Annotated in this window: 15 protein-coding genes; 3 read left to right on the top strand and 12 right to left on the bottom strand. The window is 54.7% G+C overall.

Going from position 1 to position 14,172, the window contains the following annotated elements:
* Window positions 1-190: 190 nt before the first annotated feature.
* The 8 genes from vgrG to FDP13_RS11920 all read right to left on the bottom strand — a co-directional run bounded on the left by vgrG (window position 191) and on the right by FDP13_RS11920 (window position 7,170).
* Window positions 191-1,981 (bottom strand): type VI secretion system tip protein VgrG, encoded by a 1,791-nt coding sequence (gene vgrG / locus FDP13_RS11955; RefSeq protein WP_143839523.1) that lies wholly within the window; start codon window positions 1,979-1,981, stop codon window positions 191-193.
* 12 nt (window positions 1,982-1,993) lie between these two features.
* Window positions 1,994-2,641, bottom strand: a complete 648-nt coding sequence (locus FDP13_RS11950; RefSeq protein ID WP_143839522.1) for a peptidoglycan-binding protein — start codon at window positions 2,639-2,641, stop codon at window positions 1,994-1,996.
* Between the two features lie 15 nt (window positions 2,642-2,656).
* Complete coding sequence (locus FDP13_RS11945) at window positions 2,657-2,842, bottom strand: hypothetical protein (protein ID WP_027710945.1); 186 nt, start codon at window positions 2,840-2,842, stop codon at window positions 2,657-2,659.
* Between the two features lie 27 nt (window positions 2,843-2,869).
* Window positions 2,870-3,328 (bottom strand): phage tail protein, encoded by a 459-nt coding sequence (locus FDP13_RS11940; protein ID WP_143839521.1) that lies wholly within the window; start codon window positions 3,326-3,328, stop codon window positions 2,870-2,872.
* Window positions 3,329-3,425: 97 nt separating this feature from the next.
* On the bottom strand, window positions 3,426-3,896 hold the full coding sequence (locus FDP13_RS11935; protein WP_012768442.1) for a phage tail protein: 471 nt from the start codon (window positions 3,894-3,896) through the stop codon (window positions 3,426-3,428).
* A 95-nt stretch (window positions 3,897-3,991) separates the two neighbouring features.
* Window positions 3,992-5,545 (bottom strand): phage tail sheath C-terminal domain-containing protein, encoded by a 1,554-nt coding sequence (locus FDP13_RS11930; RefSeq protein WP_143839520.1) that lies wholly within the window; start codon window positions 5,543-5,545, stop codon window positions 3,992-3,994.
* 234 nt (window positions 5,546-5,779) lie between these two features.
* On the bottom strand, window positions 5,780-6,592 hold the full coding sequence (locus FDP13_RS11925; protein ID WP_143839519.1) for a hypothetical protein: 813 nt from the start codon (window positions 6,590-6,592) through the stop codon (window positions 5,780-5,782).
* Window positions 6,593-6,597: 5 nt separating this feature from the next.
* A complete protein-coding gene (locus FDP13_RS11920) occupies window positions 6,598-7,170 on the bottom strand; it encodes a DUF4255 domain-containing protein (RefSeq protein ID WP_143839518.1) in 573 nt (190 codons plus the stop codon).
* A 568-nt stretch (window positions 7,171-7,738) separates the two neighbouring features.
* On the opposite strand from FDP13_RS11920, the gene FDP13_RS21930 reads away from it, so the two are divergent.
* Window positions 7,739-7,873 (top strand): hypothetical protein, encoded by a 135-nt coding sequence (locus FDP13_RS21930; protein ID WP_255582275.1) that lies wholly within the window; start codon window positions 7,739-7,741, stop codon window positions 7,871-7,873.
* A gap of 57 nt (window positions 7,874-7,930) precedes the next feature.
* Window positions 7,931-9,139, top strand: coding sequence for an IS256 family transposase (locus FDP13_RS11910; protein WP_143839517.1), 1,209 nt, complete (start codon window positions 7,931-7,933; stop codon window positions 9,137-9,139).
* 25 nt (window positions 9,140-9,164) lie between these two features.
* Here the strand turns inward: FDP13_RS11910 and FDP13_RS21665 are convergent, their stop codons facing one another.
* From FDP13_RS21665 to ssb1, 4 genes are all read right to left on the bottom strand, one after another.
* Window positions 9,165-9,524: a hypothetical protein gene (locus FDP13_RS21665; protein WP_199886328.1), complete on the bottom strand. Its 360-nt coding sequence runs from the start codon at window positions 9,522-9,524 to the stop codon at window positions 9,165-9,167.
* 101 nt (window positions 9,525-9,625) lie between these two features.
* The gene (locus FDP13_RS11905) at window positions 9,626-9,862 is read right to left on the bottom strand and encodes a hypothetical protein (RefSeq protein ID WP_143839516.1); all 237 of its coding nucleotides are present in this window, start codon (window positions 9,860-9,862) and stop codon (window positions 9,626-9,628) included.
* 56 nt (window positions 9,863-9,918) lie between these two features.
* Complete coding sequence (locus FDP13_RS11900; protein WP_234424404.1) at window positions 9,919-10,116, bottom strand: hypothetical protein; 198 nt, start codon at window positions 10,114-10,116, stop codon at window positions 9,919-9,921.
* A 106-nt stretch (window positions 10,117-10,222) separates the two neighbouring features.
* Window positions 10,223-10,771 (bottom strand): single-stranded DNA-binding protein SSB1, encoded by a 549-nt coding sequence (gene ssb1, locus FDP13_RS11895; RefSeq protein ID WP_012768452.1) that lies wholly within the window; start codon window positions 10,769-10,771, stop codon window positions 10,223-10,225.
* A gap of 242 nt (window positions 10,772-11,013) precedes the next feature.
* Here ssb1 and uvrA point away from each other — a divergent pair, with 242 nt between their 5' ends.
* A complete protein-coding gene (gene uvrA, locus FDP13_RS11890) occupies window positions 11,014-13,845 on the top strand; it encodes an excinuclease ABC subunit UvrA (protein WP_012768453.1) in 2,832 nt (943 codons plus the stop codon).
* Window positions 13,846-14,172 lie beyond the last annotated feature (327 nt).

The raw sequence follows: 14,172 nt of genomic DNA, 5'->3' as shown, positions 1-14,172 counted from the left end.
TCTCAGTTTGGCACATTCGATGCCGTCAAGTAGGAGCGTCCATTTCATCGTCCATGCGGCTCACCCGGCGAAGTCGCCCGCCTCAGCACAGTTTTGACGCCAGAAAAGGCCATGCTATTTCTGCATCTGTGTTACTCACTTCTTTCAGACATTCGATAACCACCGCTCTACTGTCCTCAGTCAGTCAACGCTAGTTGATCATCACGATGCCGCCTTTCACCACGGTTTGGCCGGAGGCCGACAGTTCGGCGGTGGCGTTGCCTTTGGCGGTCAGGCCGGTTTTAGCCGACAGGCTGACGTTCATCCCGGCGGCGGTGACGTCGGCTTTGGCGCTGAGTTCGACGGTGCGCCCGGCGCTGAGTTCGATGTTGCCCTTGGCGCTGAGGGTGATGTTTTTCGGGCTATCCAGCGTGATGCCGGATGAATCCAGCATCACGCGGTTGCCGTTTTGGTCCTGTAGCGTCACCGTTTTGTCTTTGTCGCTCAGCACCACCTGATTGCCGCCGGGGGTCGTCAGGGTGATGGCCTTGTCCTCTTCGTTGAACTGCAACGTTAACCGGCTGCGGGTCATCAGCGTTTTGAGGGTGTTTTTGGCTTCCGGCGTGACCGGCGGCGGGTTTTTGCTGCTGTACAGACTGCCGAGGATCACCGGGTCCGACGGGTTATTGTTGAAGTAACCCAGAATCACCTCGTCGCCCACTTCCGGCATGAACTGCGCCCCGATGCCGGTCGATGCGTAGTAACTGGCCAGCCGGGCCCACACTCCGTCGTTTTCCGCTTGCATCACCGGCACCGACACCTGAACGCGGTGCTGCTGTTGCGGGTCGCCGTCCAGCTTTTTGACGATGCCTATCTGTAACCCGTCCACACCGGGCTGCAGGCCGGCAGCGGGCGGCGGCGTCAGGTCCCGATGTTCGGCCGACCAGACCGGCGGCATACCGAAATCGATGTAGGTCAGCCATTGTCCGTCCTGAATATGATGGCGAACACCGCCGACATAGAGGTGGCCGTTGAAACGCGCGCCGACCCCGGCCAGTTCGATCAGCGTATTGATGCGGGCGCGGGCGCAGCCCTGACAAGTCAGGGTGCCGCGCAGGCGCGACAGGGCGGATTTCACTTGCTGACCGCTCGCCCACGCCCGCAGTGCGGTAGCCGGTAACGGCGTGGCGCTTTGCAGCCGGAACTCCGTCAGCCCCAGCACGCCGGCCAGTTGGTCGGCGCTCAGGTTGCCCTGCCGGTTGACGGACTGCGCGGCGGCTTTTTCCTGCAACGGCTGCTGGTTTTTGATGTCCCAGCCGACGCCGGTGACCGCGCTAAACTGATGACGGGCGTCGATGTCGGCCGTCAGCGACATCAGGTCGTCGCCGTAGGTGAGGGTTAACACCGGCGAGGCGCTCAGCGGCGGGGCGGTGACGGCGACGGTGCCGTCGTCGTTGCACACCACCAGCCCGTTGGCTTCCGCCCGGGTGAGCAGAAAATCCCAGTCGGTACAGTTGAACTGCACCAGTTCGTCGTGCTGTGTTTGCGTGGTATCGACACGGGCGCGGAGCCCGGCGCAGGCGCGAATCAGGCGGCTTAAAATATCGCTGTCTTTCTGCCGAAGGTAGTTGTTGTTACGCCGCGCCACCGTCATGCCGATGGCGTTGTCCCGGCATTCGATCCGCAGTCGCGAATGACCGTCGCCGCCGAGGCTGATGCCGTGACGAATGATGATGCCCTCGAACAACACCTGTTCCTGACTGGCGTAACCGGCGGCGATGGTCAGCGTGTTGCCTGGTTTGAACAACTCGCCGCTGCTGAGCGAAAAGCGGTTTTGCGGCATATCGCCGTCCTGAATCGTCAGCTCCGCGCGGGCGATATGATTCACCTGCTTACAGATGTGAATGGACAACACCTGAATCGCGTTGCCTATCTCGGTGCCGTTGCTCTTGATGGTGCAGGTGACGACGCCGTTGCTGCGTGTTGCCGGGGAATCCGCCATGTCGTCGCTCCATCAGGCCAGTGGGGGAAAATAGAGCCGGGTGCCCGGCACAAGATGCTGCACGCTGTTCAGGTCGTTATAACGGGCGACCGCTATGTAATAGGCGCTGTCCTGATAGACCGCGTAACACAGTTGCGGCAGGGTATCGCCCTGTTTGACCATCACGCTGTGGGTAAGGTCGGGCGAGGAGCGATTGGCGCGCAGTGCCTGCTCGCTACTGTCCAGATAGTTGTCGAAACGCAACCCGACGGTGGCGCGTAGCGGCGCTCCGGCGGCATCGAACAGCGAATAACGGATGTCAAGGCGGGTCAGTCGCCCTTTGAATGACAGCGTGCCCCAGGTTAATACCACCACGCTGGGTTCGTGCTTGTCGCCGACATAGCGGTACACCACGTTTTTAAGCCGGGTGATGTGGCCGGCGACGTCCGTTTTCTGCGGCTGTTCCACCACGCCGGTGCCGTCAATCATCAGCTCGAAACTGAGGCTCTCGCTCTGGTAGCTGGCAAAATCGAGGCGCGGCGCCAGACTGCCGAGCGTGCGGTTACCCGCCGCCAGCCGGTTGGTGTAATTGATGCCATGCTCATGACGAATGTTGGCGGGATTGAGCATCACGTCAAATTGCTGTTTTTTATCGAGAGTGCGGATGGTCAGCTTCTGCATGATAGACGGCTCCGGTTAGCGTTCCCGCGGCTCGGTGTGCAGATGATGCAACGCAAGGGTGCCCGACGCGGCGGCGTGCGGGCCGGTTTGGCTGCCGTCGTCGCGGTTTTCCGCACCCGGTTGCGGTTGCGCCGTTTCCTCGGCGTCGTGCGGCTGGATGACACGGGAATAAATCGTCAGTTGTCGTACTTCTATCGTCATGATGGGGCTGCCTTATGTGGTTTGCGGTTACTGTTTGCGTTTGGAGCGGCTGAAACACAGGACAATCTCTTCAATCGCTACCGCATTGCGGGTGGCGTGAAAGCTCTCGATCTTCCAACTGATGGGGTAGGCGTTATAAAACAGCCATACCCGCAACGGGTCGCCCCGTTCGTTCAACAGGCTGACGCTTACCTCTTTGGTGACCAACGGGCTATTCAACAACCCTTCAAAACAGCTTTTGCACCAGCGCACCAGGGGTGAATCGGTGGCGCCAAGGCCGCGGCGCAGCCTCAGCGGGCCCTGTTTTACCGCTATCGGCAAATGGTAGACGCTGCTATTGCCGCCTTCGGTGAAGGGCTCGGTTTCAATCTGCGCTTCGATGCCGGAGACTTCCTGAAAAGCCTGGTCGTCGCCGCTGTTGTCGATATTGACGCTGAAATAAAACGCGGGTAGCGGCCAGTCGCCGCCGGGCGATTGTGTTTGCATCGGTATTACCGGGTCTGGTTATTGGCTAAGCCAGATTGCCGGGTTAATACAGCGGCAGCCCACTGCATTAACCGGCCCTCACGCCGCGAATAGGCGATTACACCGCGACTTCCAGCCCTTCGTGCGCCAGTTCGATGGTTTCAACCGCCACTTCATTGCCGTCTGATTTCAAATCCGTCCCGCTGATTTTGGTCGGCCAGGCATTTTTGAGCTTCCACGTCATGGCCGGGCTGCCGCTTTCATCCAGCAAATTGATGGTGACGGCGGTGCGGGCGATGGTGTTCATCTTGATTTTCGAAAACCAGTCGTAGAAGTTGTTATCTTTGACGAAAATGCCTTTTTTCAGCGTCACATTGCCGGATTTGATAATCCCGGGCATTTTGATGGTGGAAAATACCGGGCTGTTGCCGGCGCGGTATTCGATTATCTGGGCTTCGATATCCAGGCCGGTAATTTCCTGAAACGACGCCACCATGCTGGCGCCCGCGCCGCCGTCCCATTTCACTTCAAAGTGAAATTTGGGCATCGGCCATACGGTGTTTGACTGAGCGGAACCGTCATCTGCCATGAGTGTTCTCCTTGAAGAGGGTAATAAAATCTTTATTTATCAAAAGCCTGAAGTCATCAAAAACCTACAGTCGTTAAAATGTCATACCGCCAGTATCAGGATTTCTGCATCTGCTGCTGGAAGGTGATTTCGATAAACTCGGCCGGACGGCTGATGGCCACCAGCACGGTAATACGCAGAATGCCTTCCAGAATGTCCTGTGGCGTCATGGTCTTGCCGAGCCCGACATCCACGCTGTAGGCATCTTCCGGCGATGCGCCGGCCAGCCCGCCGCGTTTCCAGATACCGAACAGGAAGTTTTCGATCATGCTCTCCATCGACACCCAGGTATTGGCGGTGTTGGGTTCGAACACGTAGGCTTTGGCCGCCTGTTTGATTGACTCCTCCAGCATGATCATGGTCCGGCGCACATTGACGTAGCGCCAGTCAAGGCTGTTGCCGTCCAGCGTGCGTGCGCCCCACACCAGCGTGCCTTCGCCGGTGAAGGTGCGCAGCGCGTTGATCGATTTCCCCTGGGTGGTGACGTTCAGGTCTTCCTGTTCGTCGGCGCTGATGTTCACGCTGGGCGATACCACCGCGTTCAGGCTGACGTTGGCCGGGGCTTTCCACACGCCGCGGGCGTTATCCACCATGGTGTAGATGCCCGCCATCGACGCGGCGGGCGGCAGCAGGTTTTGTTGACGCCGGATGTTCTCCAGAATGCTTTTGTAGATAGGGCTGATAGAGAACAGAATTTTATGCAGCAGCGCTTTTTCCGCTTCGCCCTGTTCCACCGTCAGTTTGGCGACTTCATCCAGCATTTGCTGTTTTTTGGCCGCTTTTAGCTTGTTGCCGCCGCTGTTCAACTGCTCTGGGCTCAGCCCGTCCAGCTCTTTAAACGCGCCGGCAATCTCGGCATTGAGCACGGTGGTCAGAATGTCCAGATTGTTGATATGAGTGAAGTTAATCTCGCTGTCCTGAATAATCGAGGTATTCAGCCACGGGTAGTACGCGGCGGCGTAATCCAGATAATTGATGCCCAGTTTGGAACGGAAGTTGGCGATACAGTCGCCGCTGGGGTCTTGCCGGTCTTTATAGCCTTCCCAGACGTCGAGAATCGCGATGCGGTTTTTCATGGTGCCGCCGCAATGCGCCAGCACCGCCTGCTGTACGTTGATGCAGTCGTCTTCTTTCAGACACACCGCTTCCGGCGTCAGTACCATGGTGGGTTCCGGCTCTTTGAGCAGCGGCGTGATGCCGTTTTTCAGCGCATCGGCGTCGATGGCGTCCTGATAACCCCCTACCGAGACGATATAGCAAGGGCCGCCGCCGTTCTGGAAAAAGAACAACATGCTGTAGTACAGCAGATAACGGGTATTCGCCAGCGTCAGGGCATAGGTTTTGCCGGCCTGACTGAAGGCGGCATCACCCGAGACTTTATCGGTCTTTTCAACGATATCGAATTTATGCAGCGGTGCGCCGCCGAAATAATGGCGAAAATCGGACATCGAGGTAATACGCCATGCTTTATTACGTAGCGATACGCCGCCGTTTTCCGCTTTTTCGGTATAACCGATAAATGCCGGCACCGCGGTAGCGACTTCCACCACTGAATTAGGGAAGGCATTTTTTTCAACAATATAAACGCCAGGGGTTTTCATTACGCCCATAGTTTTATTCCTTCTGCTTGATATATATACCCGTCATACTTCAAGTTGCAGGTGCGTTGGCTGCGTTCGTTCACCCGAATCACTTACCTGAGTAAGCTCATCGGGATTCTCTCTCTTGCCGCCTTCCTGCGACTCGAATTATTTTGGGTATCACCACCCGCGCTTTGCGATACCAATAAAGAGGATAGTGCTTGCGCCGATATTTCTTACTGCCCTGTTATTTTGGGGGTCGCGTCAGTTAACAATAATTTCAAATACGCTTTCGGATAATCTATTGGTATTCAACCGACATTGATGTCGTGGCATGGCTACCGGTAATCGCTCCATTAATAATTTGTCTTGCTGATAAAGCTGAAAATAATAATCAGACCTTTTTTGTATTATTAACGGCTCACGGGAAATAAATGCCTGAGCGTGTTGACCATTAGCCAGTACTTCCGTGCCGAGATAATCAAACGGATTCTTCTGGCGACTATCCTGAATACGCGAGTGCTTATTCACATAAGGCGCGGTGAATAGATATTTCCAGCGCCGTCGCTGGCTGCGAAACGGCATAATCAATAACGGCGCAGCTCGCTGGTTAAGGAATGCTGTTATCGCCGCCGCGCGAATATCGATATCGACCAGCCAGGCCCGCTCTTTTGGCCGGGAACGCAGATTAAGGGGCAACGGCGTCCCATCCTCCGGTGCCGTGTTATCGGCTGCCTGAAGGCGCACTTCGTCGGTTTCCGCCCCGCTTAGCGTGTAATGAAAGTACGGCGTTTCACGCTCCATCGACCCGCTCAGCGCGGTATAGCTGAAAAAGTCGGGCTCCCGGCTGCCAAACCACCACCGCAGCATCAGGGCGTCGGTTATCTGCAAGGCGGCGCGCTGCGCCCGATCCGCCAGCACCAGCAGCCCGTCTGCCAACGGCTTAATCAGCAGCCCGGCGTGCGCCGCAGCCTGTTGGCTGGAGGCCGATAGTTCGCCATAAAACGGCAGCCCGCTACCGCCGGCAAAAAACTCATGCTCGATACGCAATTGAAATAACGGGCTGTAATCGCTCATGGCGGTTAATCCTTGGCTACGGTGGTCTGCAATTGCCTGATGCCGTCTGCCTGAGCCTGAATGGCCTGACTGTCGGCGATTTTCACCCGCAGGCGATATACCGCCGACGGCAAATAACGGATACCCAGCATCGTCCACATATTTCCGAGCTCATGACGCGGCAGGCTGTCCATTTCCAGTAATAGTTGCTCAATTTCCTGGTCCATATCTGGGGCGTTATAACGGTTAAGCAAGGCGTTTTTATGAAGGAATGCCATCGCATGGGCGATCACCTGCAATCCTTCCGCATATTGCGTGCCGGTAAAATTCGCCGCCACCACCATCGATACCCGCACAAATAACGGCGGCGTGCCGACGGCAAAGCGGTTGCCGGGGTGGGCGGTATTGCTCCGGTGCGCCAGCGTTTCCCTTTCAATATTCGACACAAAGACCACCAGCTTATTTTTCGTCAGCGGAAACATTTTGCCGTCGTCATCGGCCGGATTAGCAATCACCACGACGTCATCATGCAGGTTCAAGGTATTTTTCAGGTATTGATTCAACTGTTTTGTCAGATAATGGATAGCGGCGTGGATCATGGGGTTTCCTTTATTAAATGACCCTCTTTACCCTATTTTTAGTGCAGAGGTTTATACCCTTCATACTTCAAGTTGCAGGTGCGTTGACTGCCCTCGCTCACCCCAGTCACTTACTTGTGTAAGCTCCTGGGGATGAAATGAGAGACATCCTGTCTCTCACCAGAGGCCAGCCTTTGGCTGGTCAAATTCGTTCCCGACGAATTTGTCGCTCGATTGCCGCGTTACAAGGCTCTAATGAGCCTTGCCCTGACGGGCCAACGCGTTGCGTTGTTCAACACGCAATGCGTGTTGTCCTGCAACTCGAATTATTTTGGGTATAGTTAATAAAAGACAGTATTGCTGATGATGTACGAGCTGAAAAGAGTATTCGTAGGTTAAGCAGAATAATACGTAAATTAGCCATGATGAAAAAATATATTTCATATTTTTTAAAGTAATAAGGTCGTTAAGTGGCTGGCTATACCCTATTTTTTAATTTCTGTATTCAGCATTATTTCGTTGGTGAACTGTTGTTATGCATGAATTATCATACCTGATCACGGCTCACCACCAAACAGGGAGAATACGAATGAAATTACTACTCGTGGGCGCAACCGGGCTGGTCGGCCATCAGGTGTTATTAAACGCGCTGGCAAATAAACGTATTACGCAGGTGACGGCACCGGTGCGGCGTGAATTACCGGCTCACGGAGACTGTAATTAAAATTGTGTAATTGCCTGTTTTTGATATGTTCACTCCAACAACGGAGACAGGCAAACGATGGACGAAAAGAAACTCAAAGCACTGGCTGCTGAATTGGCTAAAGGCCTTAAAACCGAAGCCGACCTCAATGCGTTTTCCCGCATGCTGACGAAGTTAACCGTCGAAACAGCTCTCAATGCAGAGCTGACTGACCATCTCGGGCACGAGAAAAATGCTCCTAAATCAGGCTCTAATACCCGAAATGGTTACTCGTCTAAAACCGTGTTATGCGACGACGGTGAGATTGAACTGAGCACGCCACGTGACCGCGAAAACACCTTTGAGCCGCAACTGATAAAGAAAAATCAGACGCGTATCACGCAGATGGATAGCCAGATTTTGTCCCTGTACGCCAAAGGTATGACGACTCGAGAAATCGTTTCTACATTCAAAGAGATGTACGATGCTGATGTGTCTCCCACGCTGATATCCAAAGTGACCGATGCGGTTAAAGAGCAGGTGACAGAATGGCAAAATCGTCCACTAAATTCGCTGTATCCTATTGTTTATCTTGATTGTATCGTGGTGAAGGTCCGTCATAGCGGCAGTGTCATCAACAAAGCGGTGTTCCTCGCTCTGGGTATTAACACCGAAGGCCAGAAAGAGCTGCTGGGCATGTGGCTGGCCGAAAACGAAGGCGCGAAGTTCTGGCTCAATGTGCTGACGGAGCTTAAAAACCGGGGACTTCAGGATATCCTGATTGCCTGCGTGGACGGTCTGAAGGGCTTCCCGGATGCGATAAACAGTGTCTACCCGCAAACGCATATCCAGTTGTGCATCATCCATATGGTGCGAAACAGCCTGAAATACGTATCGTGGAAGGATTACAAAGGGGTCACCAGTGGGTTGAAAGCGGTGTATCAGTCCCCAACCGAGGAAGCGGCGCTGATGGCGCTGGACAAGTTCTCCGACGTCTGGGATGAAAAATACCCGCAAATCAGCAAAAGCTGGCGCGCACACTGGGAAAATCTCAATACGTTCTTCGGCTATCCGACTGATATCCGCAAGGCCATCTACACAACCAACGCTATCGAATCGCTTAACAGTGTTATCCGGCAGGCGATTAAGAAGCGTAAGGTGTTCCCGACAGATGACTCGGTACGTAAAGTGATTTATCTGGCGATCCAGGCGGCGTCGAAAAAATGGAATATGCCGATCCAAAACTGGCGGCTGGCGATGAGCCGTTTTATTATCGAGTTCGGTGACCGCCTGAGCGATCACCTTTAATACGGTGGCAATTACACAGAATTATTTACAGGCTCATAAATAAGAGAACGCTGGCGATAATTCCTGAAAACCCGCTCCATATCCAGAATAGTATACGTAACGCAATGGGTACTTTTTGTTTTTCTTTTCTTGATGCAGCACGAAAAAACTCTTTGATGGCTTCTTCTTTAGCATGTTCAATGGCTTGGTTTTTTATTATATCGCTCTCAGCTATTGCTTTGCTTTTTCTATCTATTTCTTTTCTGAGGTTTTCTATTTCTGCATTTTTATTTTCGATGATATCGATCTGCTGTTGATAATCCTTCCTGATTTCTTCTTCCCAGTCTTCCAGCAGGCGAGAAAACATTGTTCTGGCGTTATCACGATAAGCATCTATACCCGTCATACTTCAAGTTGCAGGTGCGTTGGCTGCGTTCGTTCACCCGAATCACTTACCTGAGTAAGCTCATCGGGATTCTCTCTCTTGCCGCCTTCCTGCAACTCGAATTATTTTGGGTATAAACGCAGTTGAGTATGTACAACCTGTTCATGAAATTGCTTTACGGCAAGATCAATTTCCTGTGTGGTTTTCCCTGTGGTTCGTAATTTTTCGGCGTATTGGTTTTTTTCAAGTTTATAAAATGAGTAGGCTATCAAGCCAATACTGTCTTCTGGGCTTTTTACCAGCAACTGAAAGACCCAGGATTTTGCATTATCCATAACCGGGGAATTATTGATTTCCATCTCGATGAAATAACTTCCTTTGTTAACAGCAACGGTTTTTCAGTCAACTGTCGGTTTTATTTCTGGTCGTCGTTTGAACGTAGTACCTGACTCATTGCCTGATGAATGAGGGAGTTTAACTCTGCCTGAGAAAGGGTTCTGGCGGTGGCAGCCACACTTGCTGAACCTGGGCGGTCTGATTGCTGAGATACGGATTGCAACATTGCCTGACGATGAGCTTCGGAAATTCTCTGTAATTCAAATGAACGTGACATAGGCAGTATCCTCATCCTTTTCCTGATTCATGTGCTAACTGGGTTCATCCTTGAACCTGTTCATCCATACCGGAACCTGTGTTGGCCCCGGTATTGATGATGGTTATCAGAACGGAATGTCGTCGTCAAAATCCATCGGCGGTTCGTTGCTCGGCATCGGCGCGCTTTGCTGCGGACGGGACTGACCGCCGCCGCTGAACTGGTTGGCTTGCTGCGGTTGTTGCGGCTGACCCCAACCACCTTGCGGCGCGTTACCACCACCCATATTGCCGCCCATGTTGCCACCGGCCGGAGCGCCGCCGCCAGCGCGGCCGCCCAGCATTTGCATACTGCCGGAGATATCAACCACGACTTCCGTGGTGTAGCGGTCCTGGCCGCCCTGATCCTGCCATTTGCGGGTACGCAATTGGCCTTCGATATACACTTGGGAGCCTTTGCGCAGGTACTCACCGGCGATCTCAGCCAGCTTGCCGTACAGTGCGACACGGTGCCACTCGGTGCGCTCCTTCTGCTCGCCGGTCTGTTTGTCGCGCCAGCTGTCCGACGTGGCCAGAGTCAGGTTAGCGACCGCGCCGCCGTTCGGCATGTAACGGACTTCCGGGTCCTGACCCAGATTCCCGATAAGAATCACTTTATTAACGCCTCTGCTGGCCATGTTGGTGTCTCCTGATCAATCACTTTTTAAAGTTTAAGCGAAGAATTCTAGCATGTCAGCGCCACAGATTATACCGGTGTGAGAGTCGCGAGCCAGCTCCGGTCTTTTTTGCCATGTTGCTGTTGTTGCAGCCTGATACTGGATATTCATTCAGTTTATTTTGTGCCATAATCGGCCGTTTCTACCGGCTTCCTTTCTTAGATAAAGGATAAAAAACAGCGTCTATTGCGGGAAAAGTGTGCATGGATAAGATCGAAATTCGTGGTGCCCGTACCCATAACCTGAAGAATATCAACCTGATTATTCCACGCGATAAACTGATCGTCGTGACGGGGTTATCCGGTTCTGGCAAATCCTCGCTGGCGTTCGACACGTTGTATGCCGAAGGGCAGCGTCGTTATGTGGAGTCGTTGTCGGCCTACGCGCGTCAGTTCCTGTCGTTGATGGAAAAGCCGGATGTGGACCACATCGAAGGGTTGTCGCCCGCCATTTCCATCGAGCAAAAATCCACCTCGCACAACCCACGTTCCACCGTCGGCACCATTACGGAAATCCACGATTACCTGCGTCTGCTGTTCGCCCGCGTCGGCGAGCCGCGTTGCCCGGAGCACGATATTCCGCTGGATGCCCAGACCGTCAGCCAGATGGTGGATAACGTCTTGTCGCAGCCGGAAGGCAAACGGCTGATGCTGCTGGCGCCGATCGTAAAAGAACGCAAGGGCGAGCACACCAAGACGCTGGAAAACCTGGCGACGCAAGGCTACATCCGCGCCCGTATCGACGGCGAAGTGTGCGACCTGTCGGACCCGCCGAAACTGGAGTTGCAGAAAAAGCACACCATCGAAGTGGTGGTCGATCGCTTTAAAGTGCGCAACGATTTGGCGCAGCGTCTGGCCGAGTCGTTTGAAACCGCGCTGGAGTTGTCCGGCGGCACCGCCGTGGTGGCGGATATGGATGACCCGAACGCGCCGGAACTGCTGTTCTCCGCCAACTTTGCCTGCCCGGTGTGCGGTTACAGTATGCATGAGCTGGAACCGCGGCTGTTTTCGTTCAACAACCCGGCGGGCGCCTGCCCGACCTGTGACGGGCTGGGTGTGCAGCAGTTTTTCGACCCGGCGCGCGTGGTGCAAAACGGCGAGTTGTCGCTGGCCGGCGGCGCGATCCGCGGTTGGGATCGCCGTAATTTCTACTATTTCCAGATGCTGCGTTCGTTGGCGGAGCATTACGAGTTTGATGTCGAAGCGCCGTTCGATAGCCTCAACCCGGCGCTCCAAAAAGTGATTCTGTACGGATCCGGCAAAGAAAATATCGAGTTTAAGTACATCAACGATCGTGGTGATACCTCGGTGCGCCGTCATCCGTTCGAGGGGGTGCTCAACAATATGGAGCGCCGCTACAAAGAAACCGAATCGACGGCCGTACGTGAAGAACTGGCGAAATTCATCAGCAATCGGTCGTGCGCCAGTTGTAACGGTACCCGCCTGCGTGAAGAGGCGCGCCACGTCTATGTAGAACAGACCACGCTACCGCAGATTGCCGATATGAGTATCGGCCATGCGATGGAGTTTTTCCATAACATCAAGCTGAGCGGTCAACGGGCGAAAATCGCCGAAAAAGTGCTGAAGGAAATCGGCGATCGTCTGCGTTTTCTGGTCAACGTCGGGTTGAATTACCTGTCGCTGTCGCGTTCGGCGGAAACCTTGTCCGGCGGCGAGGCGCAGCGCATTCGTCTGGCCAGCCAGATCGGCGCGGGCCTGGTCGGCGTGATGTACGTGCTGGATGAGCCGTCTATCGGTTTGCACCAGCGCGACAACGAACGCCTGCTGGAAACGCTGATCCACCTGCGTAATCTCGGCAACACCGTAATTGTGGTGGAGCACGATGAAGACGCCATTCGCGCCGCCGACCATATCATCGATATCGGCCCCGGCGCAGGCGTGCACGGCGGGCAGGTGATTGCCGAAGGGACGGCAACGCAGATCATGGCGGTGCCGGAATCGCTGACCGGCCAGTTTCTGAGTGGGGCGCGCAAAATCGAGATCCCGGCGCAGCGTGTACCGGCGGACCCGGCTAAAGTGCTTAAGCTGATTGGCGCGCGCGGCAATAACCTGAAAGACGTCACCCTAACGCTACCGGTCGGGCTGTTCACCTGCATTACCGGGGTGTCCGGCTCCGGCAAGTCGACGCTGATCAACGATACGCTGTTCCCAATAGCCCAGCGCCAGCTCAACGGCGGCGAACTGAACGAACCGGCGCCGTACCGCGACATTCAAGGGCTGGAGCAATTCGATAAGGTGATCGACATCGATCAAAGCCCGATCGGCCGTACCCCACGCTCCAACCCGGCTACCTACACCGGCGTGTTTACGCCGATCCGCGAGTTGTTCGCCGGCGTGCCGGAAGCGCGCAGCCGCGGTTATAACCCCGGACGTTTCAGCTTTAACGTGCGCGGCGGGCGCTGCGAAGCCTGCCAGGGCGACGGTGTGATCAAGGTGGAAATGCACTTCCTGCCGGATATTTACGTGCCTTGTGACCAATGCAAAGGCAAACGCTACAACCGCGAAACGCTGGAGATTAAATACAAGGGCAAGAGCATCCACGAAGTGCTGGAGATGACCATCGAAGACGCCCGTGAGTTCTTTGATGCGATTCCGGCGTTGGCGCGTAAGCTGCAAACGCTGATCGATGTCGGTTTGTCCTACATCCGGCTGGGGCAGTCCGCCACTACGTTGTCCGGCGGCGAGGCGCAACGTGTGAAACTGGCACGTGAGCTGTCGAAACGCGGCACCGGTCAGACGCTGTATATTCTGGACGAGCCTACCACCGGCCTGCACTTCGCCGACATCCAGCAACTGCTGGAGGTATTGCATCAGTTGCGCGATCAGGGCAATACCATTGTGGTGATTGAGCATAATCTGGATGTGATCAAAACCGCTGACTGGATTGTCGATCTGGGGCCGGAAGGCGGCAGCGGCGGCGGCGAGATTCTGGTTTCCGGCACGCCGGAGACGGTGGCGCAGTGCGAGGAATCTCACACCGCCCGTTTCCTGAAACCGATTCTGGCTCGGGGTTAGTCAGTTTAGGTTATTGATAAGCCTTCCTATTTGACGGAAGTGGTTTTTCCAGCGTCAAAAACTGTGCTGAGGCTAGCGGATTTGCCGGGTGAGCCGCATGGACGCGGCGAAAGCCCGTGCCGCGTCAGGAACGCGTCACGGGCGGCCCGAACAGCGAAGACGCTTGCCGAAGGTAGCGCGTAGCGCCGCAGTTTAGCCACCCAGCCAGTGGTCAAGGAGAGGTGGCGCTTGCACCTCTCCTTGTCGTGCGTGCGATGAAATAGCAGAGGAACCACACCGTTTATCCCGCACGAAACCATTCACTGAATAGGCAGACTTCACCGTTCA

This window comes from Dickeya sp. ws52, assembly GCF_007210685.1.
In the GTDB taxonomy this organism is placed as follows: Bacteria; Pseudomonadota; Gammaproteobacteria; order Enterobacterales; family Enterobacteriaceae; genus Dickeya; species Dickeya chrysanthemi.
This window is presented reverse-complemented; position numbering and strand designations above follow the sequence as displayed.

Bases quoted from the DNA above. Each gene is read 5' to 3' on its own strand.
- FDP13_RS11910 (WP_143839517.1), top strand. From the start codon at position 7,931: ATGGACGAAAAGAAACTCAAAGCACTGGCTGCTGAATTGGCTAAAGGC.
- FDP13_RS11900 (WP_234424404.1), bottom strand. From the start codon at position 10,116: ATGTCACGTTCATTTGAATTACAGAGAATTTCCGAAGCTCATCGTCAG.
- FDP13_RS11945 (WP_027710945.1), bottom strand. From the start codon at position 2,842: ATGACGATAGAAGTACGACAACTGACGATTTATTCCCGTGTCATCCAG.
- FDP13_RS11925 (WP_143839519.1), bottom strand. From the start codon at position 6,592: ATGAGCGATTACAGCCCGTTATTTCAATTGCGTATCGAGCATGAGTTT.
- FDP13_RS11930 (WP_143839520.1), bottom strand. From the start codon at position 5,545: ATGGGCGTAATGAAAACCCCTGGCGTTTATATTGTTGAAAAAAATGCC.
- FDP13_RS11940 (WP_143839521.1), bottom strand. From the start codon at position 3,328: ATGCAAACACAATCGCCCGGCGGCGACTGGCCGCTACCCGCGTTTTAT.
- FDP13_RS11920 (WP_143839518.1), bottom strand. From the start codon at position 7,170: ATGATCCACGCCGCTATCCATTATCTGACAAAACAGTTGAATCAATAC.
- FDP13_RS21665 (WP_199886328.1), bottom strand. From the start codon at position 9,524: ATGACGGGTATAGATGCTTATCGTGATAACGCCAGAACAATGTTTTCT.
- FDP13_RS11905 (WP_143839516.1), bottom strand. From the start codon at position 9,862: ATGGAAATCAATAATTCCCCGGTTATGGATAATGCAAAATCCTGGGTC.
- vgrG (WP_143839523.1), bottom strand. From the start codon at position 1,981: ATGGCGGATTCCCCGGCAACACGCAGCAACGGCGTCGTCACCTGCACC.
- uvrA (WP_012768453.1), top strand. From the start codon at position 11,014: ATGGATAAGATCGAAATTCGTGGTGCCCGTACCCATAACCTGAAGAAT.
- FDP13_RS11935 (WP_012768442.1), bottom strand. From the start codon at position 3,896: ATGGCAGATGACGGTTCCGCTCAGTCAAACACCGTATGGCCGATGCCC.
- ssb1 (WP_012768452.1), bottom strand. From the start codon at position 10,771: ATGGCCAGCAGAGGCGTTAATAAAGTGATTCTTATCGGGAATCTGGGT.
- FDP13_RS21930 (WP_255582275.1), top strand. From the start codon at position 7,739: ATGAAATTACTACTCGTGGGCGCAACCGGGCTGGTCGGCCATCAGGTG.
- FDP13_RS11950 (WP_143839522.1), bottom strand. From the start codon at position 2,641: ATGCAGAAGCTGACCATCCGCACTCTCGATAAAAAACAGCAATTTGAC.